Origin of the sequence: Gordoniibacillus kamchatkensis (assembly GCF_000829455.1) — a bacterium.
GTDB lineage: Bacteria > Bacillota > Bacilli > Paenibacillales > NBRC-103111 > Gordoniibacillus > Gordoniibacillus kamchatkensis.
The window spans coordinates 1-17138 of record NZ_JXAK01000093.1 but is presented as its reverse complement, the minus strand read 5'-3'; the positions used below and the strand labels follow the sequence as shown (position 1 = coordinate 17138).

At 57.0% G+C, this 17138-nt stretch carries 17 protein-coding genes and 4 pseudogenes; 5 read left to right on the top strand and 16 right to left on the bottom strand.

What is annotated here, in order from left to right; translation table 11 throughout:
• Positions 1-180 (top strand): hypothetical protein (locus tag SD70_RS38890; RefSeq protein WP_231571684.1); only part of this gene is annotated, 180 nt, incomplete at its 5' end.
• Positions 181-995: 815 nt separating this feature from the next.
• On the opposite strand, the gene SD70_RS30495 is transcribed toward SD70_RS38890, so the two are convergent.
• The 15 genes and pseudogenes from SD70_RS30495 to SD70_RS36600 form a co-directional block, all read right to left on the bottom strand.
• The gene (locus tag SD70_RS30495) at positions 996-1358 is read right to left on the bottom strand and encodes an acyl-CoA thioesterase (protein ID WP_052488074.1); all 363 of its coding nucleotides are present in this window, start codon (positions 1356-1358) and stop codon (positions 996-998) included.
• Positions 1359-1609: 251 nt separating this feature from the next.
• Positions 1610-1702: pseudogene (locus tag SD70_RS38885) on the bottom strand (PEP-utilizing enzyme); the annotation flags it as partial.
• A 206-nt stretch (positions 1703-1908) separates the two neighbouring features.
• Positions 1909-2133 (bottom strand): annotated as a pseudogene (locus SD70_RS38880) (pyruvate kinase alpha/beta domain-containing protein); the annotation flags it as partial.
• Positions 2130-3253: pseudogene (pyk, locus tag SD70_RS38875) on the bottom strand (pyruvate kinase). The pseudogenes pyk and SD70_RS38880, both read right to left, overlap by 4 nt.
• A complete protein-coding gene (locus SD70_RS30485; RefSeq protein ID WP_041052339.1) occupies positions 3246-4220 on the bottom strand; it encodes an acetyl-CoA carboxylase carboxyltransferase subunit alpha in 975 nt (324 codons plus the stop codon). Before SD70_RS30485 ends, pyk begins: the two are co-directional and overlap by 8 nt.
• Entirely contained in the window at positions 4210-5094 is an 885-nt protein-coding gene (gene accD / locus SD70_RS30480) for an acetyl-CoA carboxylase, carboxyltransferase subunit beta (protein ID WP_041052338.1), read from the bottom strand. The genes SD70_RS30485 and accD overlap by 11 nt, the downstream gene beginning before the upstream one ends.
• 81 nt (positions 5095-5175) lie before the next feature.
• Positions 5176-5364: a hypothetical protein gene (locus SD70_RS30475; protein ID WP_041052337.1), complete on the bottom strand. Its 189-nt coding sequence runs from the start codon at positions 5362-5364 to the stop codon at positions 5176-5178.
• A 195-nt stretch (positions 5365-5559) separates the two neighbouring features.
• Entirely contained in the window at positions 5560-6060 is a 501-nt protein-coding gene (locus tag SD70_RS30470) for a phosphatidylglycerophosphatase A family protein (protein WP_041052336.1), read from the bottom strand.
• A 175-nt stretch (positions 6061-6235) separates the two neighbouring features.
• Complete coding sequence (locus SD70_RS40005) at positions 6236-6784, bottom strand: MurR/RpiR family transcriptional regulator (RefSeq protein WP_331436862.1); 549 nt, start codon at positions 6782-6784, stop codon at positions 6236-6238.
• Positions 6760-7128, bottom strand: a complete 369-nt coding sequence (locus SD70_RS40000) for a MurR/RpiR family transcriptional regulator (protein ID WP_331436861.1) — start codon at positions 7126-7128, stop codon at positions 6760-6762. The genes SD70_RS40005 and SD70_RS40000 overlap by 25 nt, the downstream gene beginning before the upstream one ends.
• Before the next feature lie 33 nt (positions 7129-7161).
• Positions 7162-8001, bottom strand: coding sequence for a carbohydrate ABC transporter permease (locus tag SD70_RS30460; protein WP_041052335.1), 840 nt, complete (start codon positions 7999-8001; stop codon positions 7162-7164).
• Positions 8002-8011: 10 nt separating this feature from the next.
• Positions 8012-8905 carry a carbohydrate ABC transporter permease gene (locus SD70_RS30455; RefSeq protein ID WP_041052334.1) on the bottom strand — a complete coding sequence of 298 codons (894 nt, stop codon included), beginning with the start codon at positions 8903-8905 and terminating at the stop codon, positions 8012-8014.
• Positions 8906-9167: 262 nt separating this feature from the next.
• On the bottom strand, positions 9168-10508 hold the full coding sequence (locus SD70_RS30450) for an ABC transporter substrate-binding protein (RefSeq protein WP_041052333.1): 1341 nt from the start codon (positions 10506-10508) through the stop codon (positions 9168-9170).
• 84 nt (positions 10509-10592) lie between these two features.
• Positions 10593-11501 (bottom strand): N-acetylmuramic acid 6-phosphate etherase, encoded by a 909-nt coding sequence (gene murQ / locus SD70_RS36605; protein WP_041052341.1) that lies wholly within the window; start codon positions 11499-11501, stop codon positions 10593-10595.
• An 18-nt stretch (positions 11502-11519) separates the two neighbouring features.
• Positions 11520-12494, bottom strand: coding sequence for an N-acetylglucosamine kinase (locus SD70_RS36600; RefSeq protein WP_231571686.1), 975 nt, complete (start codon positions 12492-12494; stop codon positions 11520-11522).
• A 637-nt stretch (positions 12495-13131) separates the two neighbouring features.
• On the opposite strand from SD70_RS36600, the gene SD70_RS30435 reads away from it, so the two are divergent.
• The 4 genes from SD70_RS30435 to SD70_RS30420 all read left to right on the top strand — a co-directional run bounded on the left by SD70_RS30435 (position 13132) and on the right by SD70_RS30420 (position 16438).
• Positions 13132-14076 (top strand): AraC family transcriptional regulator, encoded by a 945-nt coding sequence (locus SD70_RS30435; protein ID WP_052488072.1) that lies wholly within the window; start codon positions 13132-13134, stop codon positions 14074-14076.
• A gap of 137 nt (positions 14077-14213) precedes the next feature.
• Positions 14214-15218 carry a C45 family autoproteolytic acyltransferase/hydolase gene (locus tag SD70_RS30430; RefSeq protein ID WP_041052331.1) on the top strand — a complete coding sequence of 335 codons (1005 nt, stop codon included), beginning with the start codon at positions 14214-14216 and terminating at the stop codon, positions 15216-15218.
• 161 nt (positions 15219-15379) lie between these two features.
• Positions 15380-16132: an MBL fold metallo-hydrolase gene (locus tag SD70_RS30425; RefSeq protein ID WP_041052330.1), complete on the top strand. Its 753-nt coding sequence runs from the start codon at positions 15380-15382 to the stop codon at positions 16130-16132.
• Between the two features lie 150 nt (positions 16133-16282).
• On the top strand, positions 16283-16438 hold the full coding sequence (locus tag SD70_RS30420; RefSeq protein ID WP_156158283.1) for a hypothetical protein: 156 nt from the start codon (positions 16283-16285) through the stop codon (positions 16436-16438).
• Positions 16439-16565: 127 nt separating this feature from the next.
• On the opposite strand, the pseudogene SD70_RS38870 reads toward SD70_RS30420, so the two are convergent.
• Positions 16566-17138 (bottom strand): annotated as a pseudogene (locus SD70_RS38870) (hypothetical protein); the annotation flags it as partial.

The window sequence follows — 17138 nt, the reverse complement described above, 5'->3', positions numbered from 1 at the left end:
GTGCGATGTGGACGCAGTGCGGCGTGGCGACGTGTGCGAGGCATATGGTGCTGCATGTGCTACGGCGTACAGCGCAGCAGGCGGGGCGTCGTGCGATGTGGCACGCAGTGCGGCGGGGCGTTCCCGAAGGTGGTCGGCTGGGTTAAACTCGCCCTGGACTTTGCCTTTGCAGCGTCTTAAGCACAAATTCGCTAATTCGAGTCCCCGGTTGCGCTATTAAGGACATAAAATTCGCTAACGGCATCTTGCGACCAGTTGTTCTCTATCGAACGAACAATCGTCGTTAACAGAGTCATCGAGGTCTCTAACCTGCTATATTGGGGGTTTGGCAGTTGAAACGGCGTCACTATGTTCTTAAATTAGCGACTTTCGTCGTTATCCTCCGGCTTCTTGGATGACAACACGGCTCTGCGAACCTGTTTTGGCACCAGATACCACTTTTTTTGGAAAGTATCGCCTCGCAGTACTGTTACCGACAACTCATTATCTACGCACCAACGCACAAAGCTCGACAAGAAGGAACGTCCGTCTTACGCCGATTCCGGGACAAGTGTGTTTTCATAGGGCGGATTTAGCCGAGTACAGGAGCAGCTTACACTTGGTGATAAAGAAAAACCGGACTCGCCGGACGCTCCCGCCATACCGGGACACATCGCGACAAATCCGGCTAACCCGGTTATGTAGCTGCGCGCTGTTTGAGAGTGCAGCTGCGCGCTGCTTGCCTCATTACGACGATACCGCGCCGAACTTGCTTTGCAGCAGCTTGTGCAGCTCGGGCAGCTGGCGCTCCAGCCTGACCGGCTTCCAGTCCCGGTTTACCCACATATGCTTGCTGAAGCCAGTCGCGAGCAGGACTCCTTGCGGCTCCGTCAGCAGCCGCGGCAGGGAGGACTCTTCGCCGGCCGCTGCAGCCGAAGGCTCACCACAGGCCGGCCCCTTGAACTGCGCTTCGCCGTACAGCGGTACTTTGTGTTCCGGCTCCCCGTTCCGCCCCCCTAAACCTCCGACTCTGGACGCTCCAATTCCTTGCCCTGTGGCTCACTGTGCTGTAGCTCCGAGTGCTCCGGCTCCCCCCGGCGCACCTCGTACGCGAACTCCAGCCGCGCACTCGAGCAAGCCGTTACCGAAGTATAGACGGTGACAAGCTCGTCGTATACGGCCGGCTGCTTGAACTGCGCTCCCACTTCCAGCACCGGAAGCAGGAGCCCTTGCTCCTCTACAAGCCGGTACGGATAGCCGCAGGCGCGGATCAACTCCGTGCGCGCCCACTCAAACCAGTTGATGTAATTGGTATGGTACACGACCGCCATTCGGTCCGTTTCCTGATAGCGGACGCGAAACGTAAGTGGAAACCACATGTGATGAGCCCTCCTTCATGCCCGGCGGCATTATGTGCTTTACAACAAAAAATCGCTCTATTCACAACGTGCCGAACTGATCGGCGATCATCGCGAATAGAGCGTTTTTCATGGCCTACGATGGATGACGCCGCGTAATCGGCTTACAGCACTTTCGCCCGGCCGGAATAGATGACGCCGACTTCCGGATAAATCGACACTTCCATGCCGTCCTTCAACACCGACAGCGCCCCGCCCACGCCGACGATGACCGGGATGCCGAGGCTGAGGCCCACGACCGCCGGATGCGACGTAATGCCGCCGGTCTCGGTAATGACTGCCGCCGCCTTCTCGAATGCCGGCATGTACTCCTTGTCCGTGGAGACGGTGACGAGCACGCGCCCGGCGTCATTTTGGCAATCGCTTCTTGCGGGGTGCGGGCCGTGACGACTTTGCCGGTGGCTGTTTGCGTGCCGATGCCCTGGCCTTTCGCGATCATTTCGCCGACCTGGTGCACCTTGATCAGGTTCGTTGTGCCGGAGCGGCCGACCGGAACGCCGGCCGTAATGACGACGATGTCGCCGAGATCGACGAGACCAGACTTCACGCTGCTGTCGACAGCGAGATCGAACAGCTCGTCCGTCGTCTTCGCTTCTTCGCCTTTGATCGGGATGACGCCCCAGACGAGGGACAGGCGGCGAATGATTTGCTCGTTCGGCGTAATCGCCACAATCGGCGCCTTCGGCCGGTATTTGGACACCATGCGGGCCGTATAGCCGGTCTCGGTCGGCGTCAAAATCGCCTTGGCGTCAAGCTCCAACGCGGAGTTGCGACCGCCTGCGAGATCACTTCCGTCACGTTCTTTTGCTGGAAGCTCATTTGGCGGATGAAAATTTCTTTATGGTCGAGCGCCGTTTCCGCCTTCTCGGCGATGCGGGCCATCGTCAGCACCGACTCGACCGGGTATTTGCCGGCAGCCGTCTCGCCGGACAGCATGACCGCGTCGGAGCCGTCGAACACGGCGTTCGCTACGTCGGACGCTTCGGCCGCGTCGGACGCGGGTTGCGCTGCATCGAATCGAGCATCATCGTCGCCGTAATGACAGGCTTGCCGACCTGGTTGCACTTCTTGATCATTTGCTTTTGCACGAGCGGCACTTCTTCAGCCGGAATTTCCACGCCGAGGTCGCCGCGCGCCACCATAAGGCCGTCGGACACTTCCAAAATCTCGTCGAGGTTGTTCACGCCTTCTTCGTTCTCGATTTTGGAGATGATGTGGATATGAGTAGCGTTATACTGCTCGAGCAAATGGCGAATTTCCAGCACGTCGCTCGCCTTGCGCACGAACGAGGCGGCGATGAAGTCGATGCCCTGCTGGATGCCGAACACGATATCGTTTGCGTCCTTCTCGGTAATGCCGGGGAGAGATACTTTGACGCCGGGAACGTTGACGCCCTTCTTGCTCTTCAGCGTACCGCCGTTTACGATCCGGCATTCGATCTCCGTGCCGCGAATGTCTGTAACCGTAAGGCCGATGAGACCGTCGTCGATCAAAATCGTGGAGCCGACGCTGACGTCCTTCGGCAAATTGGGATACGTAATGGAGACGCGGTTCTCGTCGCCGAGAATTTCTTCCGTCGTCAGCACGATAGTCTTGTCCTGCACGAGCTCGACAGAGTCGACGCTAAGCTTGCCGGTGCGGATTTCCGGACCTTTCGTGTCGAGCAAAATCGCCACCGTTTTGCCGGTTTCGGCGCACGCCTGGCGAATGTTCTTGATGCGGTTTCCATGCTCCTCGAAATCGCCGTGCGAGAAGTTCAAGCGAGCCACATTCATGCCGGCGTTCATCAGCTTTTTCAAATTTTCGACGGATTCGCTGGCAGGACCGATAGTACAAACAATCTTCGTTTTACGCATGGTTTCCCTCCTGGATATGGGTAAATCTGCCGAGCTTTCTAAATTTGTTGTAACGGTCTTCGCGGAGCTCTTCTTCGCCAAAACCGAGCAGCTCGGTCAGATGCCTGACGACGTGTTCCTTCAGGATGTCGGCCTGCGCGGCCGGATCGCGGTGCGCGCCGCCTTTCGGCTCGGGCACGATGCCGTCGATGACGCCGAACCGTTCGATGTCGGCCGCCGTAATTTTCATCGCTTCCGCCGCGTGCAGCGCCTTCGAAGCATCTTTGTAAATGATCGAAGCCGCGCCTTCCGGCGAAATGGCGGAATAAATCGCATTCTCCAGCATCAGCACGCGGTTGCCGACGCCAAGCGCGAGTGCGCCGCCGCTTCCGCCTTCGCCGATGACAATGCATACGATCGGCACGCGAAAAGAAGCCATCTCCAGCAAATTGCGGGCAATCGCCTCGCCTTGTCCCCGCTCCTCGGCAGCATTGCCGGGGTAAGCTCCCTTCGTATCGATGAAGGTGATGATCGGCCGGCGGAACTTGTCCGCTTGCCGCATAAGCCTGAGCGCTTTGCGAAACCCTTCCGGGTGGGGGCTGCCGAAATGACGTGCAATGTTGTCCTTCGTATCTTTTCCTTTCTGATGGCCGACGACCGTGACGGGAATGCCGTCCAGCTTGGCGATGCCGCCGACAATCGCCAAGTCGTCGCCGTACAGCCGGTCGCCGTGCAGCTCGACGAAATCGGTGAACATAGAGTGAATGTAATCAAGCGTCGTCGGCCGCGCCGGATGGCGGGCAATCTGCATCCGCTGCGCCGCCGTCATCCCGACGTACAGCTCGGCCTCGAGCTCCTGGTAACGCTGCTCGAGGCGGCGGATTTCTTCCGAGAAATCGATCTGCTTCTCTTCGCTGAACTTTTTCAGCTCGTCGATTTTCCCCCGCAGCTCGGCCAGCGGCTGTTCGAACGGCATATCATTCGCCATGCGCTGCGCCTCCCCTCGTCGTATGCATGTCGAGCAGCTTCGTCAGCACGGCGCGCATATCTTTGCGGGCTACGACTTTGTCGAGCTGGCCGTGCTCGAAGTTGAACTCGGCGGTCTGGAAATTGTCCGGAAGCTTCTGCCGGATCGTCTGTTCGATGACGCGCCGTCCGGTGAACCCGAACGAAGCGGCCGGCTCGGCGATAATAATGTCGCCAAGCATCGCGTAGCTGGCCGAGACGCCGCCGAACGTCGGATCGGTGATGACGGACACGTACAAAATGCCGTGCTCGTTCAGCTTGGCCAGCGCCGCGCTCGTCTTGGCCATCTGCATCAGGCTGAGGATGCTTTCCTGCATCCGCGCCCCGCCCGACGTCGAGAAAATGATCAGCGGATATTTTTTCTGCAGTGCCGCTTCGGCCGCGCGGGTAATTTTCTCGCCGACAACCGACCCGAGCGAGCCGCCCATAAAGTCGAAGCTCATGACGGCGATGACGACCGGGAAGCCCCCGATCGTGCCTTCGCCGGTAATGATCGCGTCGCGCATCCCGGTGCTGTCCGTCGCTTTGGCCAGCTTGTCCCTGTATTCCGGGAACTCGAGAGGATCTTCGGAAACCATATCGGCGTCATACTCAAAAATGCGCCCATCATCCAGCGTCATCTGAACGCGTTCGAACGCATTCAGCTTGAAATGGTAGCCGCAGGAGGAGCACACTTTCAAATTTTTCTCCAGTTCCTTGCTGTATTGAATCGTTCCGCACTTCGGGCATTTGTTCATGAGCCCTTCGGGAATGTCGCGCTTCGCCCGTTCGGTGCGATCGGTTCTTGCGGACGGAATCGTTGCGTATTTGCGTTTATTGAACAGATCCTTTAACACCAGGCCCACCTCACCGGTTCGTAGAATGAGTAGCGTTACGATGAAGCGAATGAGTGCGTCGTTCTACACGGGACGTGCGTCTTATCTATGTAAAATCGAATTCAACACTTCTTGCACTTCTTCCAGCTCGCCTTCGGGTACCAAAATCTCGAATTGATTCTTTGTCAAGTTAATCGGGCGCACTTGCACCAAGAACCCTTCCTCCGACAGTTTCGTCTTGATGCGATCGGCAATTTTGGCTGTCGGGGCGATATATATTACCGTCCACATGAACGATCCTCCTATGCGGCTTGAAGCATGGACACACAATAGAATTATGATAGCATAATCGCCCTTTTGGCCGCAATAGAACGGTGCTCCGCCGTTGCTCTGCCTTATGTTGGGAGCGTATGCGGCTTACGTGTTAAGCTGGCTTTGAGACACTCTCTGCACCTTTGCTCGTCGCTGCGCCCCCCAGTTTAACGCCTACTTGCAGACCGATTCGTCCACGTAGCCGATGGCGTTCGGATTCGCGTGGGCGATTCGCGCCGAAGCGGCGGCGGCGAGGCCGGCGACCAGATCGTCGAGGAACACGTGGATCGACTGCTCGTCATCGTTTAAAGCGCGAATAACGCCCGGTTTTTCCTTGTCGAGATAGCCGAAGCCCGTCAGTCCGATCATGCCGTACACATGAACGATGCCGAGCGCGAGCGTCTCGTCGACTCCATACAACGACTCGTCCGCTTCCATAATGGCTTGCAGCGGCTGCGGCAGCATGCCCCGCTCGGCCATTTCGTCCAGCGCTATGCCCGTAAGCAGCGTATACTGCACCTCGCGTTTGCTTAATACCGCATACACGCTCTCCACGCAAGCTTCCATCTGCAGCTGGTCGTTATAAGGGCGCTGCAGCTTGAACACGATCTCGGCAATTTGCTCCACGGTGACGCCGCGCTTGTTCAACACTTCTACGACGGGGTGCCGGTTCATAAGTCCATCTCCTGTTCCGCATCGAATGTTCCGGCGGCCTTGGCCGCCCGGTCTTACCATACGTATGAGGAGCCGGCGCGAAATATGTGCAGCGGGCGGTCCGGCGCTGCCATGCGCGCAAAAAGCAAAGCCGGTCAGCAGCGGGCTGCTCCGGCTTTGCTTTTTCGCAATGTTGTTATTGACGCTTCGCCCCGTCGTGCTGCTTGACAAAGTTGACGCCCATGCGAACTTCGTCCAGCCGGCGGATCGAGTTCTCGTACTGGCTGGTCAGCACGCACATAAACAAAATATCGATGAGGTGCAGCTGGGCGAGCCGCGACGACGTTGCAGCGCTGCGGAATACTTGTTCCTGCTTCGCGGATACGTACAAATTAATGTCGGCAATCTCGCTGATGGGCGACAAGCCGTAGCTTGTCAAGCTGATGGTCGTCGCTCCTTTCTCCTTCGCCAGCTCCAGCAGCTTCCTTACCTCGTACGTTTCGCCGGAAAAAGAGATGCCGCAAACGACGTCGCCCGCACCGCATTGCGCAACCTGGATCGCCGATAAATGAAAGTCCACGCTGGTCGAGGTCGATTTGTTAACCCGGACAAACTTGAGCTGCGCATCGTGCGCAATAATGCCCGAAGCCCCGACCCCGAAAAAATGGATGCTGCCCGCCTGCCGCAAAGCCTCTACCGCTTTGGAGAGCGCCTCGTAATTCATAATTTCGGCCGTTTCCTGCAAGCGCGCACGCTGATCCCGGTCACCTTCTGGACGATGGACGGCTGCGGCTCCCCCGGCTCGAAGTCGGTAAAGCCCGACTCGCTCTCCTTGCGCATATCCCCGGCGACTCTGAATTTCAGCTCCTGAAAACCGTTCAGCCCGAGCGACTTGCAAAGCCGCATAACCGCGGAAGCGCTCGTCGAACTGAGCTCGCCCAGCTCGTTGGCCGTACAGCGAATCGCCTCGTGAGGATTTTCGAGGATGTACAAGGCGATTTTGCGCTCGGAAGGCGGCAATTGCTCGGCCATCTCCTGCAGCATGAGCAGGCCTCCCGACAGCGACTGGGCAAGATGATGGTCGGACACGACTCCACCTCCTTTCAACAACAAGCTTGCAAATTACCCTTTGACCGCTCCTTCAATCATACCACGGACGATATGCCGTTGGAAAAATCCGTACACAAGCATGACCGGAATCATCGACACCGACAGTCCGGCGAACAGAACGCCCCATGCGTTCTCGTACTGCGCCTTTTTATTCAAAAAGTCCATCGCCACGCCGAGCGTATATTTGGCCTGGTCCTGCATGAAAATCAGTGCCATGAAATACTCGTTCCAGAACTGGATGCCGTTCATGATCGTGACCGTCACGATCCCGGTCATCGCCAGCGGCGTCACGATGCGCAGCAAAACGCCGTACGGCGACAGCCCGTCCATCGTAGCGGATTCCTCCAGCTCCTTCGGAATGCTGCCGATAAAGCTCGCCAAAATAAAAATGCTGAACGGCACTCTCGACACCGCATACACGACCGCGAGACCGAACAAATTGTTCAGCATTTGGAACTTCATGAGCAAGAAAAAGAGCGGGATCCACCCGAGCACCATCGGGATCATCATCGCCGACAAGTACACGTTGTGCAGCAAGGCGCTCCCCCGGAACGGGACGCGCTCGATCGCATATGCCGACGGAATGGCCATCGCCAAATTCAGCACCGTTCCGACTGCGGTGACGACGATGCTGTTTACAAAGCTTTGACCGATATGATAACTGCTCCACGCCTTGGCGAAGTTGGCAAAGTTGAAAACTTGGGGCAGCCCCCAAGGAGAAGCAAATATTTCCGCATTCGATTTCAAGGCGCTGAGCAGCACCCAAACAATCGGAAAAATGACGGCAATCGTCCAAAGCAGCAAAGGGATGCGAAGCGCCGACCCTATGGCAAATTGTCGCATTGGCTTCATCGAATTTCTCCTAATACTGGATTTTTTCGCGTTTCAGAAATAGCTGGAGACATAGCACCGTCGCGAGGGAAAGCGCCAAAATGAGAACGCCGATCGCCGCGGCGTAGCCGAAGTTGTAATTGACGAAAGCTTGCTGATACAAATAAGAACCCATGACGTGCGTCGCGTTGTTCGGTCCGCCTTCGGTCATGATTTGCACGATAACGAAGGAGCCGTTCAGCGTCGTAATGACGATATAGATGATCGATGCTTTCAGCTGCGCCCATACGAGCGGCAACGTAATTTTCCAAAACTGCTCCCATTTCGTCGCGCCGTCGACGTCCGCAGCCTCAAAGATGGATGCGGGGATGCCGCTGATGCCGCCCATGATCATCAGCATGAACAGCCCGATGCCGGCCCAAACGGCGGGGAGCACGATGCTCGGCAGCGCCCACGTCAAGCTTCCGAGCCAAGGCCGGGTCCAGCCGTCCAGCCCGATCGCGCGCAGTCCGGAATTGACCAACCCCATGTCCGGATTGTAAATAAACGTCCACAAAATGCCGATAACCACAACCGACATAATGTTGGGGAAAAAGAACACGACGCGGTAAAAGCCCGATTCTTTGATGCGAAATTGCGTCAGCACGACGGCGAAAAACGTAGCCAGCACCATAATGCCGAGCACTTTGAAGAACACGAGAAAGTAATCGTGCCCGATCGCTTTCGGAATGACCGGGTCTTCCAACAAGCGGGCATAGTTGCCCAGGCCGATAAACGTTTTTTTGGCGCCGGAGCCCGACCATTTGAAAAGCGAATAGTACAAGCCGCTAATTAACGGATAGACGCTGAAAACAGCGAACAAAATCATCGTAGGAAGCAGGCAAAACGCCAAAAACTTCGCACGCTGCGCCTTAGATTGGACCATAGATGCTATCACCGTACTTCCCGTCGGGAATAATCGGAATGCGAATGCTTGCGCACCCGCATTCCGTAAGGCTGGACGATTACTTTAGAATGTCGAGAAAGGCGGAGCGGAGGATGGGAATGTAGGCCTTGGAGCGGAGCGTGCGCTTTTGAACTCGTGTTCCCACCTTGTTTTCGAATTCATGGGAACACGAGTTCAACGAAGCCGGAGACCCACATTCCCAATCCGTAGTGCAGCCCCACTTTCTCGACAGACTGGACGATTACTTGCTGTTTTTGCGGAAATCGGCTGCCGCTTTCTCGGCGCGCTGCACGAATTCTTCGGCGGTAATTTGGCCGAGCATGAGCGACACGAGCTGGTCGAAGACCGGCTTCTCGAGGTCCGCGCTCATCGGATGCGGGAGCGAATAGAACGTCACCTTGGACTTGTCGTTGACGAGCGCGTTGACTTCCTTCAAGTAGGGCGGAATTTTCGGGTTATTGTCCAGGTTCACGCCTTTGATGTTCAGCATGGCCCCTTGCAGCTCGGGAGAAAGCTCCGCATATTTGCGTTTGAATACGAAGTCGATGAACGCTTTCGCCGCTTCCGGGTTTTTCGCTTTTTTGGCGATGGCCAGCGGCGAAATTTGCGGCAGCATGGCGAACGGTTTGCCCGGATCTTGCATAGGCGTCGGGATGAAGCCGAAGTCGAACCCTTGCGGCACGTCTTTTTGCATTTCGAACGGCAGCCAGAAGCCGACCGGAATGAAGGCGTTCTTATGAAGCAGGAAGTTCATCTGCGATTGCGTATGGTTGAGCGCGGCGAAGCCCGGATCGATATAGCCCGCTTTCTGCATTTGCTCGACCTTCTTTACCACCTTGAGCACAGGCTCGCTCTTCCAGGCGCCTTCCTTGGCGTCGACGAGATCGGCGATCAGCTTCTCGCCGCCTTCGGCCGCAAAGCCCGGCATGAGCAAGCCGCGCAGCGGATAAGGATGCTTGCCGTCCGTGACGAGCGGAGCGATTCCGCCTTTTTCCTTCACGTCCTTCATGGTGTCCAACCAGGTGTTAAAATCGGACGGAACCTTATAACCGTTCTGCTTCATCCAGCTGCGGTCGTACCAAGTGCCCCAAGCGTCAAGCACGAGCGGCAGCGCATACATTTTGCCGTTATATTCGCCCGGTTTGACGAAGAAGCTGGAAAGCAGCGGCGTTCCGTCTTCGAGCTTGAGCGTCCTGGCCCATTCCGTCAAATCCATAAGCTGGTCGTCGGCAACCATTTGCGCTTCGCTTGAGCCGGCGCCGGCGATGTAGACCAAATCCGGCGGCGTATTCGAGATCCAGCGCGTCTTCATTTCGGTGTTGACGTTCGGTCCGGCGTATTCGACGATGTCCAGGCCCGTATTGGCCGCCTTGAAATCGCTGATCGCTTGCTTCCACCACTTGTCCCCGTAACCGCCTACAAAATATTGAATCTCAAACTTGCCCGAAAGCTTGCCTTTTGCCGCCGCTTCGGCCGGCTTGTCCGCCGCCTTGCCCGTCTCCTGCTGGCCTGTGCTGCCGCAGCCTGCCATGAGACCGGCGATAATAGCCGCCGCAACCAGTCCTTTGAGCTGTCTCTTCATACCTCTATCCCCTTTGCGTGTTTTAAGTGTATAGAAATTCGCCCGCCATCCGGCCGGAGGGGCAGGCGACATTTCTTTCGGTCGTTACAAGCCGCTCTTGGCGCGTTCAATCGCGACGCGCACATGGCCGGAACTCTCCGCAAGCGCCTCTCTTGCTTGCTCCAGCGGCACTCCCGCTTCCAGCATCACAATCGCCGTCTTGACCTCATAGCCCGCTTGAGCGAGCGCTTCCTCCGCTTCGGAGTACGGCACGCCGGTAATGCTCACGACCATTCGCTTGGCGCGCTCCACCAGCTTGGCGTTCGTTGCCTGCACGTCCACCATCAGGTTCTCGTACGTTTTTCCCAGCTTCACCATTGCCGCCGTGCTCATCATCGTGAGAATCATTTTGTGCGACGTTGCCGCCTTCATCCTTGTCGAGCCGGATACGACTTCGGGGCCGACAACGACTTCGATGCTGCAGTCGGCATGCCGGCTCATCAGCGAATCCCGGTTGCACGTGAGCGCAATCGTATAAGCGCCGACCTTCCTTGCATATTTCAGAGCGCCTAGCGGATAAGGCGTCCGGCCGCTCGCCGCAATGCCGACCACCACATCGCTCCGGGATAGCCCGCGCTGCCGCAATTCGGCGGCTCCTTGCTCCTCGTCGTCCTCTATCCCTTCGGCCGCCCTCGTCATCGCTTCAGGCCCGCCCGCGATAATCGCCTGAATCATGTCGGGCGGAGTACGATACGTCGGCACGCATTCGGCGGCATCAAGCACGCCGAGCCTTCCGCTCGTCCCTGCGCCTACGTAGAAAAGCCTGCCTCCCTGCTGAAACGCCTTGACGATCTGATTCACGGCGACTTCCACTTGCGGCAAAACGTCCTTGACCGCGCCCGCGACTTTGTGATCTTCGCTGTTAATCGTAGTTAAAATGTCGCGGACGCTCATCCGGTCCAAATTCATACTGTTCTCGTTGCGCTGCTCGGTAACAAGCGCCGATAAATCCACATTCACTCGGTATCACCATCACTTGGTCATTGTTGTCTTTGCGTGTTGAAGCGCTTCGAGCGCGACGGCTACCGCTCCGTCCAGCGGGTTGCCGAACGGTTCCTCAAAGCGCCCCAATTGCCGATGCCGCAGCCCTTCCGTAAAACGGTTTCTCACCTCATCGGAGTACGTGAAAATCGAGCCCGCGACCGATACCGGCGTATCGCTGCCGAAGCTTCCGGATTTCCGGAACAGACCTGCGACAAGCTCGACCAGCGCGTCGGCGGCTGCGTGCAATATCCGGACGGCAGCCGGATCGGCTCGGCGGGACGCCTCGATTACAGTTTTCGCCAATTCGGCAACCTGCTGCTTCGTAGGGCCCGGTTGATACATATAAGCAATAATGTCTTGCTCGCGCGCAATCCGAAGCGTCTCCATAATCATACCCGCGAGCGGCGCCGGCGCTTCCCGCCGGTCAAACACGCGGCATACCGACTTCAGAGCCTCGAGCCCGATATGGTAACCGCTCCCTTCATCGCCAAGCCGATGGCCCCATCCCCCGTTCGTAACGATGGCGCCTTGCGATATGCCGATTGCGTTGGAGCCTGTGCCGGAGATGACGAGAATGCCTTCGGCGGCGTTCGCGCGCATCGCCCCGCGAAGTGCAATGTAAAGGTCGGTGTTCACGGTGATGGAGACGTTTTCTGGCATTCCCAGTTCCTTGCCGATCTGCCGAAGCGTTTGCAACGCCGTCGCTCTCGCGTCATCGTTTCGCGTCCCGGCTATGCCCGCGCTGACGGCGCATATCTCGCCGGCGCGAATACCGCAAGCGCTCATGCCGTGGCTGATCAAATGCCGAAGCCGCTCTGCCATCGTATCGAACCCGACCGCCAGCGGATTCGTGCCTTCACCGACTAGCGGCGTTCCGCATGCGTCCGGCAGCTTGCGTCCGGCGCCATCGACCGGTTGAAATACGCAGGACGTCTTTGTGCCTCCGCCATCAATGGCTATCACGTACGGCAATGAAATTCACCTCCTGTTCGAGCGGAATGCGATGTTGCACTTATTATAGATTCGTCCGAAATATTATGTCAATAAAATTATAATTATTTTGGCATAAAATTTTAAAATGGTTATGAAGTTCGACGTGATGTGAATTCGGAGACGACTATTTATCGCTATTAGCCCGTTGACATGCCATTTTGCCAGGCCGTGTGTGATTAACTGGAAAATCTCTGGCTGACCGAGAAAGTCTGACTGCGCTGCGCACCTTAGAATGTAGGCCTACTGCTTCATTGAACTCGTGTTCCCTCGAATTGGAAAACATGGGCGGGAACACGAGTTCAAAGGCGCGCGCTCGCTCCAAGGCCCACATTCCCATCCCCCGCTCCGCCTTTCTTAGTCAGCTGGAAAATCTCCTTCTCTTTTTGCTTCCTCCGTGGGGAAGTCGGATATAGCGGGATTTTCTCCCGTTAATTCGGCCTTTTGCTCTCATACCGGTGAACGTTTTACCAAGTTAGCGGCAGGATTTCCCTCTAGCCGAGCCTGCAGCGTGCATTTGGACAAAATTAACGTGAGCTTTTCCAGTTCGGGTCAGCGCACGAAATAAACAGCAAGAAAAATCAAGAATCGGAAGCGGGCCTGGTTTACAATGGAAGGAGCACGCAAGAGGGGGCCATGCGTTCGAGTGAGGGAAGATTACTTGAAGCAGATTCAAGCAACCATCGATTATGTGGAGGCGCATTTGGCCGAGGAGCTGTCTTTGGCGCGGCTGGCGCAAGTCGCGCAGCTCTCCGACTACCATTTTCACCGTGTGTTCCTGACCATGGCGGGAGTCACCGTGATGGAATACGTGCGCAAACGGCGGCTCGCGCGGTCGGCTTATCAGGTTGCCCATTCGGACGCAAAGCTGCTCGACATTGCGCTGGAGAACGGGTTCCAAAATCATGAAACGTTCACCCGCGCCTTCAAGCGCATGTTCGAGATGACGCCGGCCGACTACCGCAAACAGCGCATCAAGCCGCCGGCATACCCGAAGCTGAACGTGCTGCAAGGCAAGTACAATCCGTATTTGGGAGGAATTCGTATGGAACACCGCATCGTGACCAAACCAGCCTTCAAGGTAATCGGCTACGAGCTTCGCACATCGACGAACGACGGGGAAAACCTGCGGCAAATTCCGGCTTTTTGGCAGGACTATATTCAAGGAGGCTGGGGCCGCCGCATTCCGAACCGGGTCCATAAGGAAAGCTGGGTCGAGCTCGGCATTTGCCACAGCTTCGACATGGAGTCGGGAACGTTCGCGTATATGATCGGCATGGAGGCGGAGCATTTCGAAGGAGTACCCGAAGATTTGGTGTGCCGTGAGTTCATGCCGGCCGAATACGCCGTGTTCACGACGCCGAAAGTGCCGCCCGCCCAGTTATCGCCTTCGATTCAAAGCACGTGGAGAGCGATTTTCGCGGAATGGTTTCCGCATTCGGGCTACGAGCACGCCGGAACGCCGGAGTTCGAGCTGTACGACGAGCGGTGCCATCCGGGCAACCCTGAAGTGCAGATAGACATTTACATTCCGGTCAAGCGCAAGGACGGATAATCGTCATGCAGGACAGCGGATGATGAAAATGGCGCGCCAAACGGCATCTGAGGTCAGCCCGTCATTTTTGCGGCGGATCGATGTTGTGGAAAGCAGGCGCAGCGGGGAAATTACGGCCCAGGGAGAGGCGATGTTAAGTGGAGCGGCAAAACGTTACCGAGGAGCAAAAAGCCGACTATCAATATTACGAAGCAAGCGGCACTCCTTATGAAATTGGCCGTATTACCGCTCAAAAGGGCGGCAGCTTGCTCGGGATAGAGGGGCAATTAAGCGCCGAACAACGCAAATTCGCCGAACAGTGCCGGGACATCGTGCAGCGCATTTACCCGGAGATGATGGAGGAATTTGCGGGATATGCCGCGGCCCTTCAATTAGAGGAGAATGACTTGCTGTGGCATTACACGTTAGGCGTAGAGGGCGGATGCAGCGGAATCGCCGTTCAGTTGCCTGAAGGCATCGTTGTCGCCAGAAACTATGACTTTTATTATTTTGAAAATAGAAGGCACCTTATTTACACCCGGCCTGACCGAGGGTATGCCCATATCGGGATGCACGAAGGCCTGATCGGCGGAAGATTTGACGGGTTGAACGAGAAAGGTCTTTACGTCAGCTTTAACGGCGCGGGACAGCACCCCGATCCTGCCGTGCCGGGGATAAGCTTCCATTTGATCGTCCGCTACCTTTTGGAAAAATGCGCAGATGCGAAGGAAGCGAAGGAATTTTTGCTGTCCGTTCCGGTTAAAGAAGCGAAGAGCTATTTCGTCGTCGATCAGACCGAGGCGTTCGTGGCGGAAGTCCATCCCGAAAATAGAGCAATCCGCGAGATGCAAAACGGACTTCTTGTCGTGACCAACCATTTCGTCCATCCGGCGATGTCCGCCTATCAAAAACAATGGGCGAATTCCGTGGCCCGATACCAAACGCTGGAAACCTTCGGAGAAAAAATCCGTTCCAACCATAGCGACTGGTTCGATACGTTGCAAGATGCGATGAAAGACCATGCCGCTCCGGTTTGCGGACATGTCGACGGGTTGGCGACATTCTGGTCTTGTATTGCCAACACCAAGACGGGAGATGTATTTTATAGTTTCGGGCCCGTGCAGGAATCCATACAGGCCATATTTTCGCTTTGGCGACTCTAGTACGCTGAGAAGCTCTTCATCGGGCATAAAATTATCTTGACAAAAATTTTTATTTGTGATATGATAAAATATTTACTATTTACATCGAGTGAGTTTCTCCTTAGGATAGAGAAGAGACCCCGGCCGGGCATCTTCCATCGTTCAAAGGAGTGAACCTTGCAATGCGCATCGATCAAGGCATCGCTATGTTTTCTATCTCGGCTCCGGTCATGGGCCGTACGGATACCGTGCATCCGGTTTTGCTATGGGACGATCGGGACGTTGTCCTCGTCGATACCGGGTTTCCCCGCCAGACGGAACAGCTATGCGCCGCAGCGGGCAGTTATGGAGTAGATTGGGAACGTCTGAACCGCATCGTCATCACCCATCAAGACATCGACCATATCGGCAATCTGCAGGATATAACGGAAGGCGCGCCCGGGCGAATCGAAGTGTCGGCGCACCCGGCCGAGAAGCCGTACATCCAGGGAGAGAAAAGGCTGCTCCGGTTCACGGACGAAGCGATTGCCAGCATCGATTCGCTGCCCGGCCATGTGCCCGAGTCGTTTCGGAAAGGGCTGAAAGCCCTTATGCTCCATCCGCCGCGGGCTGCGGTCGACCGCATCGTCAAAGGCGGCGAGCGTCTCCCCTGGTGCGGAGGAATCGTCGTCATCGATACGCCGGGGCATACGCCTGGCCACATTAGTCTTTTTCACGAGCCGTCGCGGACGTTGATAGCCGGGGATGCTCTCGTGGCGCAGGATGGCCGGCTATCGGGAGCCGATCCGGCGACGACGTTGGACCGTCCTGCCGCACAAGCATCCATCGCTGCACTGTGCTCCTACAACATTGAAACGGTAGTATGTTACCACGGCGGTCTATGCAGCGATGGCGTCATGGAGCGGCTGGCCGAGCTTGCAGCCGAGAGCGCATAGCTCCGAAGCGAGCCGATCGGCGTTTGCCGGTAGCGGCGGGTTTCGGCGCAGGAACGGGCGAAAGACCGAGGGTATATTCCGCTTTAATGACTCGTAAGGCCCTTATGAAGTTCCGATTCTTTGCAAGCCGGTAATCATGAGCTGCAAAACATGCATCTCAAAGTGATGAAGACGGCTCAAAAGCAGCTGCGAGATGCAAAAGGTGCAGTTAAATTCAAGGAAATGGCTTCATTTTGGCTTTTGCGCCTGAAATACATGTACAAAATGCAGGTGGTTTCAAGTTTTTCGTTGATTTTCCGTCATTGAGCTGAGCATTTTGCATTTCGCCTATCCTATTCCGTGCACTACTATTTTCATACGCACAATGAAAAGGCGATAATCCCCGCACGGGTGATTATCGCCTTTTTGACTCCGCACTTTGCCTACGGCGCATTCACTTTACGCGTGCGGTGCCCGTTCCCATGATCGCCTCGATCGCTTGCAGCAGCGCCTTCGACGGCTTGACGCGATACTGGTCGCTGAGCGCGAGGGCGCGCTGCGTCCGCTCATAAAACAGCGCTACGGGCAGCGGTCCGGGGTGCCGCTGCAATAGCGACTGCAGCTGCGTCAGCCGCTGCGGCTCCTCGTGCGCGGGTGAAATTTTGATGAAAACGCGCTGCTGGCGAGGCTGCCGTACGCTCGCGTCGCGGGTGCCGCCAGCACTCGCGCTGTCCGCAGCTGCAGGCCGCGGCTGCGGCGCAGTCCCGCTCGCCCTTGCGCCAGCGACAGCGTCACGCGGCTGCGTACCGTCGGCGGCAGCGGCAGCGCCGCGCGCCTGTGTGCCCTCGGCGGCAGTGGCAGTGCCGCGCGGCTGCGTGCCGGCGGCAGCGGCCGAAGCGCCTTGCGCGGGCGGCGCGTCTGCTCGCTGCGCGGGTGCCGCCAGCACTCGCGCTGTCCGCAGCTGCAGGCCGCGGCTGCGGCGCAGTCCCGCTCGCCCTTGCGCCAGCGACAGCGTCACGCGGCTGCG